This window comes from Crystallibacter permensis (assembly GCF_025960875.1).
Lineage (GTDB): Bacteria > Actinomycetota > Actinomycetes > Actinomycetales > Micrococcaceae > Crystallibacter > Crystallibacter permensis.
In genome coordinates this window covers 187,504-211,137 of sequence record NZ_JAODLR010000005.1, presented here as the reverse complement: position 1 = coordinate 211,137, position 23,634 = coordinate 187,504, and the positions used below count along the sequence as shown (strand labels likewise).

The following is a 23,634-nucleotide window of genomic DNA, read 5'->3' as shown; positions in this document are numbered from 1 at the left end:
AAGAACAGGTTGGTTGGGGTTTTGAAGCTCGAGCTAAAGGGAATTACCAAGAAATTCGGTTCCTTTGTTGCCAACGACCACATAGACCTCGTGGTCGAACCGGGACAGGTACACAGCCTGCTTGGCGAGAACGGCGCAGGAAAATCCACCTTGATGAACGTCCTCTACGGTCTGTACGAACCCACCGAAGGACAGATCCTGATCGACGGCAAACCGGTTGAATTCAACGGCCCCGGCGATGCCATGGCAGCCGGCATCGGCATGGTGCACCAGCACTTCATGCTGGTACCGGTGTTCACCGTGGCGGAGAATATCGCGCTGGGCAACGAGGCGACCAAAGCGGGCGGAATCCTCAATCTGGACGAGACCCGGACGAAAATCCGGCAGATTTCCGAGCAGTACGGCTTCCAGGTCGACCCGGATGCCGTGGTGGAGGACCTGCCGGTGGGTGTCCAGCAGCGTGCCGAGATCATCAAGGCGCTGGTCCGCGACGCCGAGGTGCTGATCCTCGACGAGCCCACGGCCGTCCTGACGCCGAAGGAAACCGACGAGCTGCTCGCGATCATCGCCCAGCTGAAGTCGGATGGTAAATCGATTGTCTTCATTTCCCACAAGCTCCGCGAGGTCAAAGCCGTCTCCGACCTGATCACGGTCATCCGTCGCGGCAAGGTGGTCGGCGATGCGGATCCCAATGCTTCCACCACCGACCTGGCCTCCATGATGGTGGGCCGCTCGGTGAGCCTGTCCCTTAATAAGGCGCCTGCCCAGCCGGGCGAAGCAACCTTTGTCATTGACGGCCTGACCGTGACGGCCCCGACCGGCCAGCGGGTGGTGGACAACCTCTCCCTGCAGATCGCCCAGGGCGAGATTCTGGCCATAGCCGGTGTCCAAGGCAACGGCCAGACCGAACTCACCGAGGCCATCCTGGGCCTGCAGGAGCATGTGTCCGGTTCCATCCGGCTAGAGGGCAAGGAGCTGGTGGGCCGCGGAACCAAGGAGATCATCAACTCCGGCGTCGGCTTTGTCCCGGAGGACCGCAGCGTGGAGGGACTGGTCGGCGCCTTCTCGGTAGCCGAGAACATGATCCTAAACCGCTACGACCAGGCGCCGTTCGCCAAGGGGCTGGCCATGAAGCCGGCGCGGGTGGCGGAGAACGCCGCCGAGCGGATCGCCGAGTTCGACGTCCGCACGCAATCGGCCACTGCTGCCGCGGGAACGCTCTCCGGCGGTAACCAGCAGAAGGTGGTCATGGCCCGGGAGCTGTCCCGGCCGCTCAAACTCTTCATCGCCTCGCAGCCGACCCGCGGCGTCGACGTCGGTTCGATCGAATTCCTGCACAAGCGGATCGTCTCCGAACGCGACCGGGGCACACCGGTGATGATCGTATCCACCGAATTGGACGAAGTCCTGGAGCTGGCGGACCGCATTGCCGTGCTGTACCAGGGACGGCTGATGGGGATAGTTCCCGGCAACACCTCGCGCGACAGGCTCGGCCTGATGATGGCGGGAATGGGCGCGGACGAAGCGCAAGGCACTGATCCGGCACGCACAGATCCTGAAAGCGGGGACAAATGAGCGAGGACGAGCATAAGCACGCCCGGAAGAAAACCGACGAGCACGCCTCCGAGGTACGCCTTGAGGCCATGGTCGACACGGAGGACGGCCGGATTGCCCCGCCGCCGGTACCGGCCACCGCGCAAAGCGGGGACCTGCACCCGGAAGCCAGCTCGCAGACAGTAGTCCAGCGGATCATGAGCGGCGACGCCCTGGTGGCCGTGCTCGCCGTCGTACTTTCGCTGATTGCCGGCGGAATCCTGATCGCGCTGACCGACGAGGACGTCGCGCAGACAGCTACCTACTTCTTCGCGCGTCCGCAGGACATGCTGCTGGCCGCGTGGTCGGCCGCGTCCGAGGCCTACCTTGCGCTCTTCCAAGGGTCGGTCTTCGACTACGAGGGCGAGACCTTCACGCGGATGATCTCCCCGCTGATGCAGACCCTGACGGTGGCGACGCCGCTGATCTGCGCCGGCCTGGGCGTTGCGCTGGCCTTCCGCGCCGGCCTGTTCAATATCGGCGCCCAAGGCCAGATCATCATCGGTGCCACGCTCGCGGCCTGGGTCGGTTTCAGCCTGCACCTTCCGGTCGGCATCCACCTGCTGCTGGTGATCGTGGCCGGCATTATCGGCGGCGCGATCTGGGGCGGCCTGGTGGGCCTGCTCAAGGCAAAAACCGGCGCGCACGAAGTCATCCTGACCATCATGCTCAACTACGTGGCGATCTACCTGGTCACTTATCTACTAACGACGCCCGCCTTCCAGCGGCCCGGGTCCTCCAATCCGATCAGCCCCCAACTGGATGAAACGGCCATGTATCCGCCGCTGTTCGGCGACGCCTTCCGGCTGCACTGGGGCTTCATCGTGGCGCTGCTGGCGACGGTGTTCGTCTGGTGGCTGCTCAAGCGCTCGATCATCGGTTTTGAACTGCGTGCGGTGGGGGCGAACCCGGTGGCGGCGCGCACCGCAGGCATCAGCGTGACCAAGGGCTACGTTGTCGTCATGCTGATTGCCGGGGCACTGGCCGGACTGGCCGGCGTGGCCCAGGTGGCCGGTACCGAACAGGTCCTGTCCTCCGGCGTGGCAGCCAGCTTCGGCTTCGATGCCATTACCGTGGCACTGCTGGGGCGCTCGACGCCGTGGGGAACGTTCTTCGCCGGACTGCTCTTCGGCGCGTTCCGGGCCGGTGGCGTGACCATGCAGATCAGTACCGGAACCAGCATCGACATTGTGCTGGTGGTCCAGTCCCTGATCGTGCTCTTCATCGCGGCCCCGCCGCTGGTCAGGGCGCTGTTCCATCTGCCCGAGCCAGGCAAGACCAAGGGGCCCAGGAGGCCCAAGGGAACCAGATCCCGCAAGCCCGCCACGACCGGAGGTTCAGCATGAGCACGGCAGTGTCAACCGCGCCCGAGCAGAGCACCACCCGCGCCGGTGCGGTGCGGAGCTGGAAGACCCCCATCACGCTGGCCGTGCTGGCCGTCTTCGCGCTGTTGGTCTTCGCCATCGGGGCGCCCGGCAACGAGGTGACCTTCCGCCTGTCCGATCCGGGGGATGCCATTGTGCTGCCGCCGATTGTCGTCTTTGCCCCGGTCATGGGCTGGATCGGCGCGGTGATCATGCTTGCCGCGGCCGCGCTGGCCTTCGTGCAGGTCCGGGCCGGCCGGCCGGTCCCGGGCTGGCTGATCGCCGTGTTCGCCGTCGTATTTGTGGCCGCCTTCCTGAGCTGGATTGTCGGTAGCGCGCGCACTCCCAACGTGGCGCTCTACGGTCTGCTGGCCGGATCCGTGACGCTGGCCGTGCCGCTGATCTTCGGTTCGCTTTCGGGCGTGCTGTGCGAACGCTCCGGCGTGATCAACATCGCCATTGAGGGGCAACTGCTCTTCGGCGCGTTCTCCGCGGCGGTTGCCGGATCGCTGTCGGGCAGCGCCTTTGTCGGACTGCTGGCCGCCGCCGTCGGTGGTGTCCTGGTCTCGCTGGTGCTGGCGGTGTTCAGCATCAAGTACCTGGTCAACCAGGTCATTGTCGGCGTGGTGCTCAATGTGCTCGTGTCCGGCCTGACCGGTTTCCTGTTCTCCACCGTCCTCAGTGCCGACGCCGAAACCTGGAACTCCCCGCCGCGACTGCCGGTGATTTCCATCCCGTTCCTCTCCGACATTCCCATCATCGGACCCATCCTGTTCGAGCAGGCCATTGTGGGCTACCTGATGTACGTCGCCGTCGCGGTGATCTACATAGGCCTGTTCCACACCAAGTGGGGCCTGCGGACCCGGGCCGTCGGCGAGCACCCCAAAGCGGCGGACACGCTCGGCGTGAAGGTCAACCGCATGCGCTTCATGAACGTGTCCCTGGCCGGGGTGGTCGCCGGACTCGGCGGCGCGTTCTTCACCCTGGTGTCCGTCTCCAGCTTCGGCCGCGATATGACGGCGGGGCAGGGCTACATCGCCCTCGCCGCCCTGATCTTCGGCCGCTGGAATCCGATCGGCGCCTTCTTCGCGGCCCTGCTGTTCGGCTTCGCCACCAACTTGCAGTACGTGCTCAGCTTCCTGGGCACCCCGGTACCTAACCAGTTCCTCGCCATGCTGCCGTACATCGTGACCATCTTCGCCGTCGCCGGTCTGGTCGGCCGGTCCCGGGCGCCGGCGGCCAACGGCGTGCCGTACATCAAGGGGTGACATGACTGAGCTGCCAGCGAATCCAAATAACGACGGCGGGGCGTCACCTCACGATGGCGGGTCACCTCAGGCAGACCGAACCGACGTGGACCGGACTGAGGTGGACTGGGCCGCCCTGCAGGACGCGGCACGCACAGCCTCCGCGCATGCCTACGTGCCCTACTCGAAGTATCCGGTGGGCGCAGCCGCCCTGACCGAGGACGGCCGGCTCGTCACCGGGGCGAACGTGGAGAACGCCTCCTACGGCCTGACGCTGTGCGCGGAGTGTTCGCTGGTCAGCGCGCTGCACATGTCCGGTGGCGGGCGGCTGATGGCATTCAGCTGCGTCGACGGCGCCGGCAACATCCTCATGCCGTGCGGGCGCTGCCGCCAACTGCTCCACGAATTCAGGGCGCCGGGCATGCAGTTGATGACCATCTCCGGCATCAAGACCATGGACGAGGTCCTGCCGGATGCCTTCGGGCCCGAAAACCTGGGTTGAGTCCAGCACGCTGAAGAAGGAGAGCCACGTGGGAGAGAAGTTCGACGCCGTCGACATCATCCGGATCAAACGCGACAAGGGCACGTTAAGCCAGGAGCAGATCAGCTGGACCATCGACGCCTACACCCGCGGTGCCATCGCCGACGAGCAGATGTCCGCCCTGAATATGGCCATCCTCCTGAACGGCATGAGCCGCGAGGAAATCTCCCAATGGACGACGGCGATGATCGCCTCGGGCGAGAAGATGGACTTCTCCTCGCTCGGCAAGGCGACCACCGACAAGCATTCCACCGGCGGGGTGGGGGACAAGATCACCCTGCCGCTGGCCCCGCTGGTAGCCGTCTTCGGGGTAGCAGTCCCGCAGCTGTCCGGCCGCGGGCTCGGGCACACGGGCGGAACGCTGGACAAACTGGAGTCGATTCCCGGCTGGCGCGCGGACCTGTCCAACGACGAAATGATGGCCCAACTGGCCGACGTGGGTGCAGTGATCTGCGCCGCGGGCGCCGGCCTGGCCCCGGCGGACAAGAAGCTCTACGCCCTGCGCGATGTCACCGGCACCGTCGAGGCCATCCCGCTGATCGCCTCCTCCATCATGAGCAAGAAGATCGCCGAGGGCACAGGTTCGCTGGTACTGGATGTCAAGGTCGGCTCCGGTGCGTTCATGAAGGATAAGGACATGGCCCGCGAGCTGGCCGAAACCATGGTGGGCCTGGGCAAGGACGCCGGCGTGAACACGGTGGCCTTGCTGACCAACATGCGTACGCCGCTGGGACTGACCGCAGGCAACGCCATCGAGGTGGAAGAGTCCGTCGAAGTGCTGGCCGGCGGCGGTCCCCAAGACGTGGTGGAACTGACAATCCGGCTGGCCGAAGAAATGCTGCAGGCTGCCGGCGTGGCGGACGCTGATCCGGCCGCCGCGCTCAAGGACGGGCGGGCGATGGACGTCTGGAACCGCATGATCGAGGCGCAGGGCGGCGATCCGCGGGCATCGTTGCCGGTCGCAAAGGAATCCGAAGTGGTCTATGCCGCGGCGGACGGCGTGCTGCTGGAACTGGATGCCCTCGCCGTCGGTGTCGCCGCCTGGCGCCTGGGTGCCGGCCGCGCCCGCAAGGAGGATCCCGTCCAGGCCGGTGCCGGGGTGCGGATGCATGCCAAGCCGGGCGCGATGGTCCGGGCGGGGGAGCCGCTGATGACCCTGCTGACGGACACTCCGGACAAATTCGACCGGGCGAAGGAAGCGCTGGCAAACGCCGTCGTTATTGGTCCCGAAGGGGACAGGCCCGACCAGCAACTGGTCATCGACCGCATCGCCTGAGCCCCCACGACAGCGACCTACCCCAGCACCCGGAAACTGGGGTAGGAGTATCTACATGATGGACAAACCTCTTCCGCAGAGGGCATGGGACTCGGGGATGATGCGTGCAGGGTTGCGGGCACGTACCGTTATCTCAGGGTGTTGATCAGGGCAACGCCCCATAGCGGCACTTATTGCAACGTGACATCGTTGGAATAACCAACCGGCGAACAGGATCATTCACGTGCAGGCTTTTATGGACGCTCTCAACGTCTTCATCATCGATGCGGCCGCCCAATGGTGGGTGTATCCGCTGCTTTTCGCGCTCTGCCTCATTGACGGAATTTTCCCGCCGGTGCCGAGCGAGTCCGTGGTCGTTGCCCTGGCCGCGCTGGCCGTTTCGGCGGGCGTTCCGAATATCTGGCTGGTCATCTCGATCGCTGCCGCGGGTGCCATGGCGGGGGATAACATCGCGTATCTGATCGGCAGGCGCATCGGCTCGAACCGCTTCAAATGGATGCAGCGGCCGCGCGTCGCCTCGGCCTTCGCCTGGGCACGGAAAGAACTCGACCGCCGCGGGGCCCTGCTGATCCTCAGCGCCCGCTACATTCCCATCGGCCGTGTGGCGGTCAATATGACCGCCGGCGCCACCGGCTTCCATCATCGCAGGTTCGTGTTCTTCAGCATCATTGCCGGCATCTCCTGGTCGCTCTATTCCGTGGGCATCGGCGCCCTCGCCGGGCAGTGGTTCCACGACCACAGCCTGCTGGCTGCCGGCCTGGCCATCGTCATCGCCCTGGCCCTGGGTCTGATCATCGACCATGGCCTGAAACTGCTCTACAAGCGCAAGGCGCGTAGGAGCCATGCGGCGGAGGACGCAGCTTCGGCCGCGGAAGATTCAGCAGCCACCTCCAAGCGCGCGCAGGCGCGGTCCGGCACTCCGGTCTCGCACTGAACCTCCGTTTCCACCACCTCTACACAACCGGCACCGAGGCGTGCATCGGTTCGACTGTCGACGTAAGGTGGTGCCTGTGACTGAGCCTAATTACTCTGCTGACCCTGCCGCCGACGTCGACATTGATATCCGCAGCCTCCCCAAGGTTTCGCTGCACGACCACCTCGACGGCGGACTCCGCCCCGGGACCATCATCGAACTGGCCGCGGAAGCGGGCCACCAGCTGCCGTCCACCGACCCTGTCGCCTTGGGCGAGTGGTTCCGTGAATCGGCGGACTCCGGCTCGCTGGTCCGCTATCTGGAAACGTTCGACCACACCGTAGCCGTAATGCAGACCAAGGAAGGCCTGCACCGGGTCGCCAAGGAGTTCGTCGGGGATCTGGCGGACGACGGCGTGGTGTACGGCGAGGTGCGCTGGGCGCCGGAGCAGCACCTCACCAAGGGGCTGACGCTGGATGAGGCAGTCGAAGCGGTCCAGTCCGGGCTTGAAGCAGGCGTGGACGCGGTCGAGGCCAGCGGCCGTCCCATTCAGGTCGGCCAGCTGATTACCGCCATGCGCCATGCGGACCGCGGCCAGGAAATCGCCGAGCTCGCCCTCCGGCACCGGGACAAGGGCGCCGTCGGCTTCGACATCGCCGGCGCGGAGGACGGGTTCCCGCCCTACCGGTTCAAAGACGCGTTCACCTACCTGGCCGAAAACCAGTTCCCGGTCACCATCCACGCCGGCGAGGCCGCCGGGCTGGACAGCATCGTCGACGCACTGGTCAGCGGCCGCGCCCTGCGCCTGGGCCACGGCGTGCGCATCGCCGAAGACATCCAGGTGGACTTCAGCCCGAATGAAGAGAACGACGCCGACCTCGGCCTCGTCACGCTGGGCCGGGTTGCCGCCTGGGTCCGGGACCGCGGCATCGCGCTGGAATGCAGCCCGTCCTCGAACCTCCAGACCGGTGCCACCGCGCCCTTTGGCGAGGGCATCGAAAACCACCCGTTCGACCTGCTGTACCAGACCGGTTTCAAGGTCACTATCAACGCGGACAACCGTTTGATGAGCGGCGTTACCCTCTCCGACGAGTACGAACTGCTGGTCGAAACCTTCGACTACGACCTCGATGACCTGCTCGAAATCACGCTCAATGCGGCGGAAGCAGCCTTCCTGCCGCTGGAAGAGCGGGAAGCGCTAGTCGAGTTCATCGCCGAAGGATTCAGGGCCTACCAGGGCTAAACCTGCCGTGACTGAAAGCACGACGGCGGTCGGCCGGCTTGTGCAGGTGGTGGCGCTGCTGCGCGAGCACTGCTTGTGGACAGCCGCGCTCACCCACGAGTCCTTGGTCGAGTACCTGATCGAGGAATCCCACGAGCTGGCCGAGGTCATCGAGGCCGGGCCGGGCACCGCAACCGCCGAGCTCAAGGGCGAGCTGGCCGACGTCCTCTTCCAGGTGCTGCTGCATGCCCGGATCCAGGAGGAGCTCGGCAACTTCAACTTCGAGGATGTGGCCGAGTACCTGAGTGCAAAGCTGGTCCGCCGGAACCGGCATGTGTTCAAGCCCGATGGTTCGCTGCAGGAGTCCTTCCCCGAAAGCATTGAGGAGATTGTCGCCAGCTACGATGCAGTCAAGCAAGGTGAGCGCCCCGAACGGGACAGTCCGTTCGACGGCATCCCGCCCACCTTGCCCGCGCTGACCCTGGCGGCGAAGTCGATCGACCGGGCCAGGCGTGCCGGCTTCCCGGTGGATCAGCAGCTGGGAAGCTCCGAGGCAGGTAGCCCGTCACCGACGTCGCACGGCGAGCCGCAGGCCCCGCAAAGCCGGCCCCCGGCGTCGGAAACCGAACTCGGAAACCTGCTGCTCGCCGTCGTTAGCCAGGCTTCGGCCGCAGGCCTGGACGCGGAGCAGGCGCTGCGCGGCGCGGTTCGCCGGTTTCAACGCGGCGTAACGGGCGCATAAGCACGCCCCGTTCTCGATTACGCTTAGACCGACAGTGCTGTCCGGCGGCCTGTTGTAAAGAGTTTCATCTTTCGTTCCAATGAACAGGAGCAATCAATGGCGCTTATTGATGCCATCCACGCGCGTGAAATCCTTGATTCCCGCGGCAATCCCACGGTTGAGGTTGAGGTCTTGCTCTCGGACGGCTCCATGGGCCGCGCTGCTGTGCCGTCCGGGGCATCCACCGGTGCTTTCGAAGCGGCCGAGCGCCGCGACGGCGAGAAGAACCGTTACCTGGGCAAGGGCGTCAGCCAGGCCGTCAACGCGGTGCTCGACACGATCCAGCCCGCCCTGGTGGGCCGCGACGCGACCGACCAGCGCCTGATCGACCAGACCATGATCGATCTGGACGGCACCTCCAACAAGTCCAATCTTGGCGCCAACGCCATCCTGGGCGTTTCGCTGGCCGTGGCCAACGCTGCCGCCGAGTCGGCCAACCTGCCCCTGTACAAGTACCTGGGCGGACCGAACGCGCACGTGCTGCCCGTTCCGTTGATGAACATCCTCAACGGCGGCTCCCACGCGGACTCCGACGTCGACATCCAGGAATTCATGGTGGTGCCCCTGGGCGCTGCCACCTTCTCCGAGGGCCTGCGCTGGGGCGTCGAGGTCTACCACAGCCTCAAGGCCGTGCTTAAGGAAAAGGGCCTGTCCACCGGACTGGGCGACGAGGGCGGTTTCGCCCCCAACCTGCCGAGCAACCGCGCCGCGCTGGACCTGATCACCGAGGCGATCAACAAGGCCGGCTACACCCCGGGCAAGGAAATCGCGCTGGCCCTGGACGTCGCCTCCTCCGAGTTCTACTCCGACGGCGCCTACCAGTTCGAGGGCAAGTCCCTGACCGCGGCCGAGATGAGCGAGTACTACAAGCAGCTCGTGGCCGACTACCCGCTGGTCTCCATCGAGGACCCGCTGGACGAGGACGACTGGGAAGGCTGGGCTACCCTGACCGCCGAACTCGGCGACAAGGTGCAGCTGGTGGGCGATGACCTCTTCGTCACCAACCCCGAGCGCCTGCAGCGGGGCATCGACGCCAACACGGCGAACTCGCTGCTGGTCAAGGTCAACCAGATTGGTTCCCTCACGGAGACCCTGGAAGCCGTCTCGCTGGCACAGCGCAATGGCTACACCACGATCACCTCGCACCGTTCCGGCGAGACCGAGGACACCGCCATCGCGGATATCTCGGTGGCCACCAACGCGGGCCAGATCAAGACCGGCGCCCCGGCCCGGTCCGAGCGTGTGGCCAAGTACAACCAGCTGCTGCGCATCGAAGAAGAGCTCGACGACGCCGCGCGCTACGCAGGCGCCGGCGCTTTCCCGCGTTTCAAAGCCTGAACCCTGCCCCTGAATCTGTATCGTCTTAAGCGGGAACTGATAACCTCAATGCCTGCCGACGACTAATGATCTAGGAGCTCCATGGCCACCCGACGTCCCAGAGTGCCACGTGCCGGCCGCCTGGCCGGCGGCAGCGGGCCTGTGCAAACAGGTGCCGGTTCAGGGGCGCCGGGTGGTTCCATGTCCGGGAACACCGACCGCGACCATGGCGGTGCAGCGGGGCACGAGGCGCAAGAGGGTGCCTCGTCCGAGGCAAAGGTTATCCGCGCGGACTTCGGCGGCTCCGAGGCCAAGTCCCACGGACCGAAAGCCGGAGGACCCAAAAAGAAGCCCTCGCCATCGGAGGCCCGGGCGGCCGAACGCCGCGAGCTCTCCGGCGCCATCCGGCAACCCATTATCAGCAGGACGACGCCGAAGGACCGGCCGGAGGGCGGCGGCGACGGCACCGGAAGCACGCCGGTACCGGCCAGGGGTTTTTCCGGACGCATGCTCGCCCTCGCCGTCGTACTCGTGACGATCACCATTCTGCTGGCCCCGTCCGTGCGGATCTTCATCGAGCAACGCTCCGCGATCGCCGCCCTGGAACGCGAGATTGCTGCCGAGCAGAAGACCCAGAGCCAGCTGGAGAAGGAGCTGGCGCGCTGGGAGGACCCGGAGTACATCAAACAACAGGCCCGGGATCGCATATTCTATGTAATGCCGGGTGAGACACGTTATCTGGTGACCGGGACCGAAGGGCTGAGGGAATCCGAGGAACATGCGTCTGTAGCGGCGCCGTCCAACCTGCCGTGGGTGGACGCGCTGTGGGACTCGGTCAAGCGGGCAGCGACCGACGTTCCGGCAGAAGAGAACGCCGACAAACCGGACAACTCGGAAGAGCCGGACAGCTCGGAAGAGTCGGACAGCTCCGAAAATCAGGACGAGCCGGCCGGGAAACCAGCGGAATAGCCGGTCTGCCCGACTGCATCGGACGCCGGCGGAACCGAGGCAGCGCCGAAGCATTGTCCGCATCGGACCAGGACGTTATCGGGAAGCCGGGGCGAGCATTAAAGCCGGACCCGATCTGCCTGCCGGCCCGCCACACAAAACAGCCCGAACTAGTCAGCCAACCTGCCCGGCCCGCCCCCACCAGTCACCCAGCCCGCCCGCACCAGCATGTCCGCACAGTCAGGAAGGACCGCGCCATGGAAGACCCGCGCACACCCACGCCCCAGGACCTGGAGACCCTCAGCCGGCAGCTCGGCCGGCCGGTGCGGGACGTGGTGGAAATCGGAGCGCGCTGCGTCTGCGGCAACCCCCTGGTGGCGACGACGGCGCCGCGGCTGGGCAACGGCATCCCGTTCCCCACGACTTTCTACCTGACCCATCCGATCATCACCTCGGCCGTGTCCCGGCTCGAGGCCGCCGGCGTCATGACCGAAATGACCGAACGGCTCGAACAGGATCCGGAACTGGCTGCCGCCTACCGCGAAGCGCACGAGGACTATCTGCGCGTCCGCGATGAAATCGGCGCCCGAACCGGCGTCGGGTCTGTCCCCGAGATCGCTGGCGTCTCCGCCGGCGGCATGCCAACCCGGGTCAAGTGCCTGCATGTGCTGGTGGGGCATTCGCTGGCTGTCGGCCCGGGCATCAACCCGCTGGGCGACGAGGCGCTGGACGGGATCGCCGAATGGTGGACGAAGGACCGTTGTTATTGCGACGGCGCCTGGGACGTTGCGGGGCCGGCCCCCGCGAAGGACCTGAGCCGCCACACCAAGACCCAGGGCCTCAGCCCGGAAGAGCTCGAAGCCAAGAAGGCCGAACGCCGTCGTGCTGCCGAAGACGAGCCTGCCGGCGAACACAGCGCACCTGAACACAATGCACCGGAACAGGAAGAGGGAGCCCGATGAGCCGCGTAGGGGCCATTGACTGCGGAACGAACTCCATCCGCCTGCTGATTGCCGATATCGACGACGACGGCGTGCTGACCGACGTGGTGCGGTTGATGAAAGTGGTCCGGCTTGGCCAAGGCGTCGATGCCACCGGCATGCTCGCCGAGGAAGCCCTGGCACGTACTTTTGCGGCGGCGGAGGAATATGCGGGCCTGCTGCAGCAGCACGGCGCCGAACGCCTGCGTTTCGTCGCGACCTCCGCCACCCGCGACGCTGGCAACCGGCAGGTCTTTGTCGACGGGATCCGGGAGCGCCTCGGGGTGGAACCGGAAGTGGTCACCGGCGCCGAGGAGGCCGAACTGTCCTTCACCGGCGCCGCAAGCGTGCTGGCCACGGCACCGGGGGAGAAGGTACTGGTGGTCGACCTGGGCGGCGGCAGCACCGAGTTTGTCCTCGGCACGTCCGGGGGAGTCCAGGCGGCTTTGAGCACGGACATGGGCTGCGTGCGCTTCACCGAACGGCACCTGAAGTCAGACCCGCCGACCGCCGTCGAAATCGCCGCGGCGGAAGCGGACATCAACGCCTACATCGACGCTGTGCTGGCGGACGTACCGCTTGCGGACACGGACCGGCTGGTCGGTGTGGCCGGGTCCATCACCACCGTGACGGCCCACGCCCTGGGGCTGACCGAATACCAGCCCAACACCATCCACGGCGCCGAACTGGATACGGCCAAAACCGCCGCCGCCTGCACGTCGCTGCTGTCCATGTCCCGCGCTGAACGCGCCGCGCTGCCCTACATGCATCCGGGCCGGGTGGACGTGATTGGCGCCGGAGCCCTGATCTGGCGCACCATTAACAACCGTGTCAACGCACTGACCGCCGGCAGGGTCAACGGGGCCACCGCCAGCGAGCACGACATCCTCGACGGCATCGCCATGAGCGCCGCCCGCAGGTAAGCAGGAAGTAACCGAGAAGGGCCGCCGGTCCGATCAACGGTAGGATTGTCCGCCATGCCCCGTACAAGGGGACTGGCAGGACACCGGGGAATCCAGGAAAGAGGACACGTATGCACAGCAGAGCCGGAAGACCGGGCCGTCGGGCCACGGTCCGAGCCGCCGCACTCTCTGTGGTCTCCGTGCTGGCCCTGGTGGGCGGCACAGTCTTCGCCCCGGCAGCCATGGCCGATGCAACCCGCGACAAGCAGTACTGGCTGGACTCCTACGGCATCCGCGAGGCCTGGAAGACCTCGCAGGGCGAAGGCGTCAAGGTCGCCGTCATCGACAGCGGCGTGGACGCCACCCACCCGGATCTCAAGGGCGCCGTCGTCGGTGGTACGGATGTTTCCGGAGCCGGTTCGGCCAACGGGCAGCGCGGCATCGGCCAGACGCCTGAACACGGCACCCTCGTGGCCACCTTGCTGGCCGGCCGCGGCCACGCTCCGGAAAAGAAGGATGCGGACAAGGACGGCAAGGACAAAGACCAGAAGGACGACGACGAGAAGGCGCCGGAGCCCAAGGACAAGGGCATCGGAGCCGGTACCGACGGGGTTATCGGGGTGGCGCCCAAGGCCGACCTGCTGACCGTCTCCACCTGGCTCGGCTCGCCGAATCCGGCCGGTGTGAGCATCGAAGAACAGATCCCCGCCGCGGTGAAGTGGGCCGTGGACAACGGGGCCAAGGTCATCAATATGTCGCTGACCAGCTCCAGCACGTCCTGGCCTGAAAACTGGGACGAAGCGTTCCTCTATGCCGAGCAGAACGACGTCGTTATTGTGGCTGCCGCGGGCAACCGCGCCGGCGGAACGGAGCAGTCCGGCGCACCCGCCACCATTCCCGGCGTGCTGACGGTTGCCGGGCTGAACCGTGAAGGCGAAGCCAGCGAAGGCGCTTCAGCCCAGAGCATCGTGATCGGGGTGGCGGCCCCGGCCGAAGACCTGGTGGGCGGGCTGCCCGGAGGCCTCTATGCGGACTGGTCCGGCACGTCCGGCGCCACCCCGCTGGTTTCCGGCGTCGCGGCGCTCATCCGTGCCGAGTATCCGGAGATGAGCGCGGCCCAGGTGGTCAACCGCATCATTTCCACGGCCAAGGATGCCGGCGTGCCAGGTCACGACCCGATCTACGGTTTCGGCATTCTCGACGCCGAAGCGGCCCTGACCGCGGACGTGGCCGTTGTCGGCGCGAACCCGGTGGGCTCGATCGCCCAGTGGATCACCGTGCACCGCAGGGGACAAGTGGCCCCGCCGGAAACAAAGGCCCCCGCCAACCGTGTGGAGGAAGAGCCGGCTGTACCCGAACCCACCACTCCCGTGGCGGAGGCGCCGCGGCTCGAAGGGGACGTGCTCCCCGCCGTGATCGTGGTCGGATTCGGCCTCGTGTTTATCCTGGTCATCGGCCTTGGCGTCCAGCAGACGCTGCGGGCCCGACGTCTGGCGGCCGCCGAAGAGGGTGGGGCCGAACAGACTGCGACCGACGACGGCGAAGACACCGGTTTCCTGCCGCCGATCCGCGAGCCGCTGCTCAAGGAAACGGGCAAGAGTGTGGGCCACGGAACGGGCAAAGGAAGCGGTCCGCGGAACCGCTGACCACGAGGGGACCTGACGGTGCTGCAGCCCTGCTCGGTGCGGCGGCTGTGTGCAGCAGGAGCGGCGCGGCTACTTAGTGAAAACTTTCACAAAAGGGTTTACACTATTGCGTATGGCATACACTCCTGCTCTCTCAGACCGTCCTCGCGTCCTCGTAGTCGGCGGCGGCTACGTCGGACTTTATGTGGCGCTTAAGCTCCAGAAGAAGGTTAAAGCCCACGGCGGCATCGTAACCCTGGTGGATCCGCTGCCCTACATGACTTACCAGCCGTTCCTGCCGGAGGTTGCTGCCGGCTCCATCGAGTCGCGCCATGCCGTGGTTTCCCACCGCATGCACCTGAAGCAGACCGAAGTCATTACCGGCCGGGTCACCTCGATCGACCACGCCAACAAGACCGCCGTGGTTGAATCCGAAGACGGCGAAGTCAGCTTCAACGTCCCGTACCGCGACGTCGTGATTGCCGCCGGCGCGGTGACCCGTACGTTCCCGATCCCGGGCCTTGCCGAAGAGGGTATCGGGCTGAAGACCATTGAAGAAGCGCTGGAACTGCGCAACACGGTGCTGGAGCGGATCGAAGCCGGCTCCATCATGCCGGACGGCCCGGAGAAGCAGCGCGCCCTGACCTTCGTCGGTGTCGGCGGCGGTTTCGCGGGCATCGAAGCCATGACCGAGATCGAGGACATGGCCCGCCACGCGGCCGAGAACAACCCCCGCCTGAAGCGCTCGGACCTGCGCTTCGTGCTGGTGGAGGCCATGGGCCGTATCATGCCCGAGGTCACCGAGCACCAGGCCGAGTGGGTTGTCTCGCACATGCGCTCGCGCGGCATCGAGGTACTGCTGAACACCTCCCTGGCGTCGGCCGTGGGCGGCAAGCTGGAGCTGATCAACATGCCGGACAAGACCCCGGCGCAGTCCTTCGAAACCGACACCCTGCTGTGGACCGCGGGCGTGCAGGCCAATCCGATCGTCCGCCAGTTCGGCTTCCCGCTGGACGACCGCGGCCGGGTCAAGGCCAACGCCGAACTGCACATCATCGATGACAACGGCCAGCCGATCGACGGTGCTTGGACCGCAGGCGACGTCGCAGCGGTCCCGGACCTGACTGGCGGCGGCGTGGGCGGCTTCTGCGTCCCGAATGCCCAGCACGCTGTGCGCCAGGCCAAGCTCATGGCGAAGAACATCCTCGCCGAGCGCTGGGGCGTGGGTGAGGTCAAGGAGTACAAGCACGAGAACCTCGGCGCGGTGGCCGGCCTGGGGCTGAACAAGGGCGTTGCCAAGGTCATGGGAATCAAGCTCAAGGGCCGGCTGGCCTGGCTGGCACACCGCGGCTACCACGGCTTCGCCATGCCGACTATGGAGCGCAAGATCCGCGTCGTCGCCGACTGGCTGCTCAACGCGGTCCTCGGCCGCGACACCACGGAGATCGCCGACCTGGAAACGCCGTACCGCGCCTTCCGCACGGCTGCCACGCCGCGCAAGTCCGCCGAACCGAAGCCTGCTGAAAAGAAGGCAGAGGATAAGGCCGACGAGCAGGCACCCGCAGACTCGCGCTAACAACGCGCCACGCCTCGGATCGCTAGCAACCCGGAATTCGGACCTAGCGACGGCGGCAGCAGAACCTAACGACGGCGGGAGCCGGGGTTTCGTACGGAACCCCGGCTCCCGCCGTCGTCCGCTTGGTTGGCGGTTGGCGGTTGGCGGTTTGGACGGCGAAGGTTGCTGTCGAAGTGTGGCTGGCGATCTACACTGCAGTGGTGGAATTGCGCAGCGAACACGCCAGCGACCGGCCGGCGATACTGGAAATGACCCGCCGCGCTTTCGCGAGCGAGGATGGGCCCAACCCGCCGATCGAGGTTGGTCTGCTGGCCGAGTTGTTCGAATGCGACGGCTACCTGCCCCGGCTCTCGATCGTTGCTGCCGATGCGGGCACGGTTGTTGGGCATTCGATCACCACCCGTGGTTTTATCGGCGATCAGCCGGCGCTGGGACTGGGCCCGATTTCCGTTCTGCCCGAACGCCAGCGGCAGGGGATCGGGGCGGCGCTGTTGGAGGAAACCAGAATCCGGGCCGCGGGAATGGGCGAGTCGGTGATCGTGCTGCTCGGACACACTACCTACTACCCACGATTCGGTTATCGCCGGGCCTCCGAGCTCGGTATCCAAGCGCCGGATCCGCAATGGGGTGACTACTTTATGGCGCTGCGGCTTGGGGGACAAGAAGTTCCTGTGGGAACGTTCCGCTACGCGGAGCCCTTCGCACGGCTCTAGTCCTGCGTGCCCGTCTCGTTCTGGCCGGGGCGGATCGAGTAGGCTTAGGGCGTGCATTTTCACGGCACGCCCCCGTAGTCCAATGGCAGAGACAGTCGACTTAAAATCGATCCAGTGTGGGTTCGAGTCCCACCGGGGGTACAACTGGGCACGACGGCGCCCGTTCGGGCGAATCTCAGCGCGGGGACAATGTCTCCGTTGGAGGGCGCGACGACGCCCCTTGAGGAAATGTGCCTGTCCAACTGGCCCGATAGGGCTCGGAGGGGTCCATTTTGGGGCATAATTCGACAGCTGTGACGAGCGTTACAAGGATGTAACCGAATAGTCTTATTTTTTGGCGATTTGTGCACTAGCTTTTCTTCTAATCAGGAAACCCTGATATTCGCATCGAAGGTTCGCGGACCTTTGGATCGAGGAGAAAAATTCATGACTGCAACACGTAACGCAGTGCTGTTTGGCGCCGGCGGTAACACCGCGCGCGCGGCCAGATTCGCGGCACTCGGTCTCGGCGTCGCACTGTTCGCGTCAGCCTGTGGGGGCGGCACTTCGACCGAAACCGAAGGAAACAGCGGCTCTGCACCCGCAGCCGCCGGGCTTGTCTGCCCAGAGGGCGGCGAAGGCGCGGGTCCGACCACCGGAACCAAGGGGGATCCGGCAGCCGTACCGGAGACAAAGGGGTCCACGGATACACCGCTGAAGATCGGCTCACTGCTGCCCACTACCGGCGCGCTGGCCTACCTTGGCCCGCCCGAAATTGCCGGCGTTGATCTGGCCATCAAGCAGATTAATGAAGCAGGCGGCGTTCTTGGCAAAGACGTCGACGTCGTGCACCGGGACTCGGGCGACACCACCACTGATATCGCCACCCAGTCCGTGTCCGCACTGCTCGGCCAGGACGTCAACGCCATTGTCGGCGCAGCGTCCTCTGGCGTTTCGAAGACCGTAATCAACCAGATCACCGGTGCTGGCGTCCTGCAGATCTCGCCGGCGAATACCTCGCCGGACTTCACTGACTGGGACGACAACAACCTGTACTGGCGTACAGCCCCCTCGGACGTGCTCCAGGGCCGCACCCTTGGCAGCTACATGGTCGCCTGTGGAGCGCAGACGCTTGGCATGATCGTCCTGAACGATGCCTACGGCACCGGCCTGCGGGATAACGTGAAGACCGCGTTTGAGGGCGCCGGCGGCCAGATCGTCGCTACGGAAATGTTCAACGAGGGCGATTCGCAGTTCAGCTCGCAGGTTGACGCCGTCGCTGCCGCCAACCCGGATGCCGTCGCGCTGATCACGTTCGACCAGGTGAAGTCCATTGCCCCGCTCCTGCTGGCCAAGGGAATCACTCCGGACCAGCTGTTCCTGGTTGATGGCAATACGGCTGACCTGAGCAAGGACCTGGACCCGGGCGCCATGGAAGGCGCGCAGGGCACCATCCCAGGCACCTTCGCAAAGGACGAGTTCAAGGCCTCGCTCGCGGAAATCGACGACGGGCTGACTTCCTACGCCTACGCCGGTGAAGCCTATGATGCAGTGAACCTCGTGGCTCTGGCCTCCGAAGCTGCCGGGAGCACCAAGGGCGAAGACATCGCTGGGGAAATGCAGTCGGTGTCCAGGGACGGGGAGAAGTGCTACGACTTCGCTGGCTGTGTGACCCTGCTCCGCGAGGGTACCGATATCGACTACGACGGCATCTCCGGTCCGATCTCCTTCGATGAGAATGGTGATCCGACCGAAGCTTACGTCGGTATCTACGAATACGATGCCGAAAACCGTCCGCAGCCGATGCGTGAGGAGTTTGGCCAGCTATAAAATAAGACAACGCCACTCACAGTCACTCGCACTGACGCAGGAAGCCTCCGCTCTTGGCGGGGGCTTCCTCGCGTGTGTGAGGTACAAACGGACCTCCAACTGTGGCATCCCACGCGCGGCGGGTTTGAATGGCCGTTCCCCTGGTCGTCTCGATCCAGGGAAGGTGGGAATTTGCCAGTAGGTCGACAAGCGTTCGTGGGGTTGTACACAGCCCCGCAAGTGGCCGTTGTACTCCTCGTCACACCACAGTAGAATCGAATGTATGTTCGAGTCAATCGTTCCAGCAGAGATGGAGCCGGTGAAGCCGGTTCCCGGTGATGCGGGTGCTGTGCTGGTCCGCGCCGCGATCCTGGAACTGGCGGACATGGACCAGGACGTCTCCGAGGGGGTGCGGATTGACCGGATCACGGCGCTGGAGGAACTTAAAGCCGCCGCGGCTGCCGCGCAGGCCCGCGAGACGGAGGCGTTTGTTGCCTCCCGCCGGGAAACCCGGGCTGCCGCGGGGGTCGCGGCGGAGAAGCGGGGCCGGGGGCTGGCTAAGGAGGTCGGCCTGGCACGCAAGGACTCGCCCAACCGGGGCGGTAAGCACCTGGGAATGGCGACCACGTTGATCAGGGAAATGCCGAACACGTATACGGCGCTGGCCGAGGGCCGGTTGAACGAGTGGCGGGCGACCATCCTGGTCCGCGAAACCGCGTGCCTGAGCGTGGAAGACCGTGCCAAGGTCGACCGGGAGCTGTGTGGGGATCCGAAGACGCTGCGCGGCTGCGGGGATAAACAGATCGGGGCGATGGCGAAGCAGGCCGCGCTGCGGCTGGACCCCCTGTCGGTGGTCCGCCGGGCTGCGAAAGCCGAAACCGAACGCCATGTGTCCTGCCGTCCGGCGCCGGACACCATGGCCCAGGTGAGCTGCCTGGTGCCGGTGGTGCAGGGCGTGGCCGTCCTCGCCGCCCTGACCAAGGAAGCCGACCGGCTGAAGGCGCAGGGCGATGAACGCTCCCGGGGCCAGCTCATGGCAGACATCTTCGTGGAACGCGTCACCGGCCAGCCCGCGGAGAACCCCGCGAAAATCGAGGTCCAGCTGGTCATGACCGACCGCACCCTGTTCCAGGGCGACGCCGAACCGGCCCACCTTACCGGGTACGGCATCGTCCCCGCCCAATGGGCCCGCGACCTCCTCCGCACCGGCGACAGCGACCACGAGAACGGGAACGGGAACGGGAGCGACAGTGTCGGCACGGACAACATCGGCGCCGGGAACGGCAACCCAAATCACCCAGCGGTCGGCAACCCGGTAAAGGGCGCCGAGGAAGACAAGATCGTTACCGGCGCAACGGATGCCGGCAACGGGGACGGCGCTACGGGTTCCAGCCCTGCAGGCACGGCCGAACCGGTACCGGCCAACGATGCTGCTACCGGGAACGTAGACACCGGAACCACCGGAGCCACCGGTTCGGCGGCCTGGCCGCCGGGTTCGGAGCGAAGAGCCTCCGGCGATAAAGAAGATGTGGAAGTGTGGGTGCGCCGGCTGTACACCGCGCCGGGTACCGGGCAGCTGCTCGGCATGGATTCGCGGGCAAGATTGATGCCGGCCGGACTGCAGCGCATGATCCAGGCGCGGGACCAGCTCTGCCGCACCCCTTGGTGTGATGCACCCATCCGCCACCACGACCACGTCGTGCCCTGGCGTAACGCCGGGGCGACCAGCGAGCTCAATGGGCAAGGGCTTTGTGAAGCGTGTAACCTGGCGAAGGAATCTGAAGGCTGGCACGCCCAAAGGATCCCCGGACCGCGGCACACCGTCGAAACGACCACCCCGACCGGACACACCTACCAATCCACCGCACCAGCCCTGCCCGGCACCCCACCGGCGAGGGAGCAGGCGGACGAGACAGTGGAGCCGTTCTCAGTCTTCGAGCAGGCCCTCGGCCGCATCGACTTCATCTACCGCCGCGCAGCCTGAGCTGTACTGCGCTATCGGCAGCGCGGAAAGCGTGGTTCAGGGGTAGGACCTGAACCACGGCAACTAAGCGGAATCGGCCAACGTTCCCAGATACAGCTGGATGACCTTGGGATCCTTCATCAATTCACGTCCGGTCCCCGTGTACGCGTCCTTGCCCTGATCCAGCACATACGCGCGGTCGCAGATCTGCAGGCACCGGCGCGCATTCTGCTCGACCATGATTACGGAAACCCCGGCACGGTTGATCTCATGTACCCGGAGGAAGGTTTCGTCCTGCTTAACAGGGGAGAGCCCCGCGGATGGCTCATCGAGGAGCAGAACCGCCGGTTCCATCATCAGAGCGCGGCCCATGGCCACCATCTGCCGCTCGCCGCCGGAGAGCGAACCCGCGCGCTGGGTGCGGCGCTTCCCGAGTTCCGGAAACAAACTCGTGACAAAGTCGAAGCGTTCCTTGAAATTCTTGGGCTGCTGGAACATGCCCATTTGCATGTTCTCTTCGATAGTCAAAGAAGAGAATACATTGTTTGTCTGAGGCACGAAGCCGACGCCCTGCGTGACAAGCTTGTTCGCCTTGAGCCCGGTCAGGTCCTTACCGCGGACGACCACGGTCCCTGAATGTACGCGCACCAGGCCGAACATGGCTTTGAGCAGTGTCGACTTGCCGGCACCATTCGGGCCGATGATGCCGATCAGTTCACCGGGGCGGGCCTCAATACTGCACCCATTGAGAATATTGACGCCGGGAAGGTATCCGGCGACGAGGTCTGTGACCTTGACGACCGCTTCCTCGGATACGGCCTCGCGGTTCTGCTCACTCATCGCTGTTCCTTACTGTCTCCGGAGCCCGGTTCGTCCGGGCGGTCAGTTCCGCCGTCGACTTCGGTGATGTGGCGCCCGATGACGCCTTCGTCCTCTGTTCCGACAACCGATTCCTGGTCGTGTGAAAGCTGTTCTTCCAGAGCCTCGATGCCTTCCGCGTCGCCCAGGTCCACGTCGTGGTGAGCGCCAAGGTAGGCATCAATTACGGCTTGGTCCTTCATGACGTCCTGTGGCGGACCTTCGGCAACGATTTTCCCTTCCGCCATAACGACTACCCAGTCGGCAATATGGCGAACCATCTGCATGTCGTGTTCCACGAACAGAACCGTCATGCCCTCGGCTTTGAGGTTCTTGACGTGGTCCAGCAGTGACTGTGTGAGAGCCGGGTTTACGCCCGCCATCGGCTCGTCAAGCATGACCAGCTTCGGACGCACCATCAGGGCCCGGGCCATCTCCAGCAGCTTGCGCTGCCCGCCGGACAGGGACGCTGCGTAATCATCCTTCTTCGTATCCAGTTTGAACTTCTCCAGCAGGCTGGCGGCCTGCCTGGTGATCTCCTTTTCCCGGCTGCTCCACATGCCTTTGAAGAGTGCTTTGCTCAGCCTTTCACCGGGCTGGCTATCCCCGCCGAGGCGCATGTTCTCCATCACCGTAAGCTTGCCCATCACTTTGGTGAGCTGGAAGGTGCGGACCATACCCATGCGGGCAACTTTGTGGGACGGGACGCCCGCCAGCGATTGGTCGTCGAACTTCCACTCGCCGCTATGCGGCACGTCGAATCCGGTCAAGAGGTTGAACAGCGTGGTTTTGCCTGCGCCGTTGGGGCCGATCAACGCGGTGATCTTGTGTCGCGGAACTTCCAAGTATTCGACGTCGACCGCCTTGAGTCCGCCGAAGGTCCGGGTCACGTTCTTGGCAATGAGGATCGGATCCCGCTTCTTGCAGCCCGGTGCGGTTTCACCGGCCGCGATGGGCCTGGTGTCGGTCATGAATTCAGAAGCCGCAGGCTCCCGCCCACTGCCAACGGGCGCCGGGACTGCGGTGTTGTTGTCGGTCATGCGAACGCCAGCTCCTTCTTATTGCCCATGACGCCTTGGGGCCTGAAGATCATCAACAGCATCAGCGCCACACCTACCAGAATGTAGCGAAGCTGGCCGGCTTGGGTAGCTGTGAGGAAGGTGATGTAACCGGAGCCGATGGCGCCATAGAGGATGCCCTGGGTCAGTGAGAGGACGACCCAGAAAATCATGGCGCCGATGACCGGACCGAGTACGGTAGCCATGCCGCCGAGCAGCAGGCAGGTCCACAGAAAGAACGTCAGTTCCGTTGCGTAGTTGGCCGGCTGCACGGCGCCGCGCGGCAGCGTGAAGATCATGCCTGCCAGCGAACCGAAGATGCCGCCGATGATAAGGGCCTGCATTTTGTAGGAATAGACGTTCTTGCCCAGGGAGCGGACCGCGTTTTCGTCCTCGCGGATGCCCTTGAGCACGCGTCCCCAAGGACTGCGCATGAGCAGCCAGACGATCACACAGCAGACGGCCACCACACCCCAGCCCACGATCCGGATCCACAGGTCCCGTTCGTTGAAGTCCACCAAGCCGAGGTCGTACTGGCCCGGAGGGATGGGGTTCATAGCAAAGAATCCGCCTTCGAAGGCCGCTAGGCCATTGGCGGAACCGGTGATAGGGGTGAGCGAGTTGGTGGTGACGATGTAACGGAGGATTTCCGCCGCCGCGATAGTCACAATGGCCAGGTAGTCAGCGCGCAGCCGCAGGGTGGGAATGCCGAGCAGGAGGGCGAAGAGGACAGAAGCGATGAGGGCGATCAACAGTCCGACGACGAATGGCACGTCCCATAGGATCGTGGGGATGGCGAAGCCGTAGGCGCCGACCGCCATGAAACCGGCCTGGCCGAAGTTGAGTAGCCCCGAGTAGCCGAAGTGTACGGCGAGGCCGAGAGCCGCAAGGGCGTACGCCGCCGTCGTCGGGCTGATGATTTCGCCGAAGGCGTTGGCGAGAATGTTGAGAAAGTCCATATCGAAGCTC

Annotated in this window: 20 protein-coding genes and 1 tRNA gene; 18 read left to right on the top strand and 3 right to left on the bottom strand. The window is 65.2% G+C overall.

All coding sequences use genetic code 11. The features are described 5' to 3' along the window. The first annotated feature begins 21 nt into the window (after positions 1 to 21). The 18 genes from B0G38_RS08380 (at position 22) to B0G38_RS08295 (ending at position 20,770) form a co-directional block, all read left to right on the top strand. Entirely contained in the window at positions 22 to 1,575 is a 1,554-nt protein-coding gene (locus tag B0G38_RS08380; RefSeq protein ID WP_264669008.1) for an ABC transporter ATP-binding protein, read from the top strand. Beyond that, positions 1,572 to 2,939: an ABC transporter permease gene (locus B0G38_RS08375; protein ID WP_264669007.1), complete on the top strand. Its 1,368-nt coding sequence runs from the start codon at positions 1,572 to 1,574 to the stop codon at positions 2,937 to 2,939. The genes B0G38_RS08380 and B0G38_RS08375 overlap by 4 nt, the downstream gene beginning before the upstream one ends. Further along, positions 2,936 to 4,225 (top strand): ABC transporter permease, encoded by a 1,290-nt coding sequence (locus B0G38_RS08370; protein ID WP_264669006.1) that lies wholly within the window; start codon positions 2,936 to 2,938, stop codon positions 4,223 to 4,225. Before B0G38_RS08375 ends, B0G38_RS08370 begins: the two co-directional genes overlap by 4 nt. Position 4,226: 1 nt before the next feature. After that, positions 4,227 to 4,706 (top strand): cytidine deaminase, encoded by a 480-nt coding sequence (locus B0G38_RS08365; protein WP_413542045.1) that lies wholly within the window; start codon positions 4,227 to 4,229, stop codon positions 4,704 to 4,706. Positions 4,707 to 4,734: 28 nt separating this feature from the next. Next, positions 4,735 to 6,021 (top strand): thymidine phosphorylase, encoded by a 1,287-nt coding sequence (locus B0G38_RS08360; protein WP_264669005.1) that lies wholly within the window; start codon positions 4,735 to 4,737, stop codon positions 6,019 to 6,021. Between the two features lie 223 nt (positions 6,022 to 6,244). After that, positions 6,245 to 6,955 (top strand): DedA family protein, encoded by a 711-nt coding sequence (locus B0G38_RS08355; RefSeq protein ID WP_264669004.1) that lies wholly within the window; start codon positions 6,245 to 6,247, stop codon positions 6,953 to 6,955. A 76-nt stretch (positions 6,956 to 7,031) separates the two neighbouring features. Further along, complete coding sequence (locus tag B0G38_RS08350; protein ID WP_264669003.1) at positions 7,032 to 8,177, top strand: adenosine deaminase; 1,146 nt, start codon at positions 7,032 to 7,034, stop codon at positions 8,175 to 8,177. Between the two features lie 7 nt (positions 8,178 to 8,184). Beyond that, positions 8,185 to 8,898 (top strand): MazG nucleotide pyrophosphohydrolase domain-containing protein, encoded by a 714-nt coding sequence (locus B0G38_RS08345; protein ID WP_264669002.1) that lies wholly within the window; start codon positions 8,185 to 8,187, stop codon positions 8,896 to 8,898. Positions 8,899 to 8,994: 96 nt separating this feature from the next. Continuing rightward, positions 8,995 to 10,275, top strand: coding sequence for a phosphopyruvate hydratase (gene eno, locus B0G38_RS08340; RefSeq protein ID WP_264669001.1), 1,281 nt, complete (start codon positions 8,995 to 8,997; stop codon positions 10,273 to 10,275). An 81-nt stretch (positions 10,276 to 10,356) separates the two neighbouring features. Further along, the gene (locus B0G38_RS08335) at positions 10,357 to 11,223 is read left to right on the top strand and encodes an FtsB family cell division protein (protein WP_264669000.1); all 867 of its coding nucleotides are present in this window, start codon (positions 10,357 to 10,359) and stop codon (positions 11,221 to 11,223) included. Between the two features lie 236 nt (positions 11,224 to 11,459). Continuing rightward, positions 11,460 to 12,164 carry a DUF501 domain-containing protein gene (locus tag B0G38_RS08330; RefSeq protein WP_264668999.1) on the top strand — a complete coding sequence of 235 codons (705 nt, stop codon included), beginning with the start codon at positions 11,460 to 11,462 and terminating at the stop codon, positions 12,162 to 12,164. After that, positions 12,161 to 13,105 carry a Ppx/GppA phosphatase family protein gene (locus tag B0G38_RS08325; protein WP_264668998.1) on the top strand — a complete coding sequence of 315 codons (945 nt, stop codon included), beginning with the start codon at positions 12,161 to 12,163 and terminating at the stop codon, positions 13,103 to 13,105. The genes B0G38_RS08330 and B0G38_RS08325 overlap by 4 nt, the downstream gene beginning before the upstream one ends. A gap of 110 nt (positions 13,106 to 13,215) precedes the next feature. After that, positions 13,216 to 14,730, top strand: a complete 1,515-nt coding sequence (locus B0G38_RS08320) for a S8 family serine peptidase (protein WP_264668997.1) — start codon at positions 13,216 to 13,218, stop codon at positions 14,728 to 14,730. Positions 14,731 to 14,842: 112 nt separating this feature from the next. Further along, complete coding sequence (locus B0G38_RS08315; RefSeq protein ID WP_264668996.1) at positions 14,843 to 16,285, top strand: NAD(P)/FAD-dependent oxidoreductase; 1,443 nt, start codon at positions 14,843 to 14,845, stop codon at positions 16,283 to 16,285. Between the two features lie 173 nt (positions 16,286 to 16,458). After that, entirely contained in the window at positions 16,459 to 16,998 is a 540-nt protein-coding gene (locus B0G38_RS08310; RefSeq protein ID WP_264668995.1) for a GNAT family N-acetyltransferase, read from the top strand. A 68-nt stretch (positions 16,999 to 17,066) separates the two neighbouring features. Further along, positions 17,067 to 17,139: transfer RNA gene (locus tag B0G38_RS08305), tRNA-Leu, on the top strand. Positions 17,140 to 17,424: 285 nt separating this feature from the next. Continuing rightward, a complete protein-coding gene (locus B0G38_RS08300; RefSeq protein WP_264668994.1) occupies positions 17,425 to 18,807 on the top strand; it encodes an ABC transporter substrate-binding protein in 1,383 nt (460 codons plus the stop codon). Positions 18,808 to 19,069: 262 nt separating this feature from the next. Then, the gene (locus tag B0G38_RS08295) at positions 19,070 to 20,770 is read left to right on the top strand and encodes an HNH endonuclease (RefSeq protein WP_264668993.1); all 1,701 of its coding nucleotides are present in this window, start codon (positions 19,070 to 19,072) and stop codon (positions 20,768 to 20,770) included. A 63-nt stretch (positions 20,771 to 20,833) separates the two neighbouring features. Here the strand turns inward: B0G38_RS08295 and B0G38_RS08290 are convergent, their stop codons facing one another. The 3 genes from B0G38_RS08290 to B0G38_RS08280 all read right to left on the bottom strand — a co-directional run bounded on the left by B0G38_RS08290 (position 20,834) and on the right by B0G38_RS08280 (position 23,624). Next, positions 20,834 to 21,589, bottom strand: coding sequence for an ABC transporter ATP-binding protein (locus B0G38_RS08290; RefSeq protein WP_264668992.1), 756 nt, complete (start codon positions 21,587 to 21,589; stop codon positions 20,834 to 20,836). Next, the gene (locus B0G38_RS08285; protein ID WP_264669085.1) at positions 21,586 to 22,578 is read right to left on the bottom strand and encodes an ABC transporter ATP-binding protein; all 993 of its coding nucleotides are present in this window, start codon (positions 22,576 to 22,578) and stop codon (positions 21,586 to 21,588) included. The genes B0G38_RS08290 and B0G38_RS08285 overlap by 4 nt, the downstream gene beginning before the upstream one ends. A gap of 65 nt (positions 22,579 to 22,643) precedes the next feature. Continuing rightward, on the bottom strand, positions 22,644 to 23,624 hold the full coding sequence (locus B0G38_RS08280) for a branched-chain amino acid ABC transporter permease (protein ID WP_264668991.1): 981 nt from the start codon (positions 23,622 to 23,624) through the stop codon (positions 22,644 to 22,646). Between the last annotated feature and the right edge of the window lie 10 nt (positions 23,625 to 23,634).

What these genes read in the sequence shown, in the direction of transcription:
- eno (WP_264669001.1), top strand. Translation starts at nt 8,995, where the DNA reads ATGGCGCTTATTGATGCCATCCACGCGCGTGAAATCCTTGATTCCCGC.
- B0G38_RS08315 (WP_264668996.1), top strand. Translation starts at nt 14,843, where the DNA reads ATGGCATACACTCCTGCTCTCTCAGACCGTCCTCGCGTCCTCGTAGTC.
- B0G38_RS08375 (WP_264669007.1), top strand. Translation starts at nt 1,572, where the DNA reads ATGAGCGAGGACGAGCATAAGCACGCCCGGAAGAAAACCGACGAGCAC.
- B0G38_RS08320 (WP_264668997.1), top strand. Translation starts at nt 13,216, where the DNA reads ATGCACAGCAGAGCCGGAAGACCGGGCCGTCGGGCCACGGTCCGAGCC.
- B0G38_RS08295 (WP_264668993.1), top strand. Translation starts at nt 19,070, where the DNA reads ATGTTCGAGTCAATCGTTCCAGCAGAGATGGAGCCGGTGAAGCCGGTT.
- B0G38_RS08300 (WP_264668994.1), top strand. Translation starts at nt 17,425, where the DNA reads ATGACTGCAACACGTAACGCAGTGCTGTTTGGCGCCGGCGGTAACACC.
- B0G38_RS08285 (WP_264669085.1), bottom strand. Translation starts at nt 22,578, where the DNA reads ATGACCGACACCAGGCCCATCGCGGCCGGTGAAACCGCACCGGGCTGC.
- B0G38_RS08365 (WP_413542045.1), top strand. Translation starts at nt 4,227, where the DNA reads ATGACTGAGCTGCCAGCGAATCCAAATAACGACGGCGGGGCGTCACCT.
- B0G38_RS08335 (WP_264669000.1), top strand. Translation starts at nt 10,357, where the DNA reads ATGGCCACCCGACGTCCCAGAGTGCCACGTGCCGGCCGCCTGGCCGGC.
- B0G38_RS08325 (WP_264668998.1), top strand. Translation starts at nt 12,161, where the DNA reads ATGAGCCGCGTAGGGGCCATTGACTGCGGAACGAACTCCATCCGCCTG.
- B0G38_RS08280 (WP_264668991.1), bottom strand. Translation starts at nt 23,624, where the DNA reads ATGGACTTTCTCAACATTCTCGCCAACGCCTTCGGCGAAATCATCAGC.
- B0G38_RS08330 (WP_264668999.1), top strand. Translation starts at nt 11,460, where the DNA reads ATGGAAGACCCGCGCACACCCACGCCCCAGGACCTGGAGACCCTCAGC.
- B0G38_RS08290 (WP_264668992.1), bottom strand. Translation starts at nt 21,589, where the DNA reads ATGAGTGAGCAGAACCGCGAGGCCGTATCCGAGGAAGCGGTCGTCAAG.
- B0G38_RS08370 (WP_264669006.1), top strand. Translation starts at nt 2,936, where the DNA reads ATGAGCACGGCAGTGTCAACCGCGCCCGAGCAGAGCACCACCCGCGCC.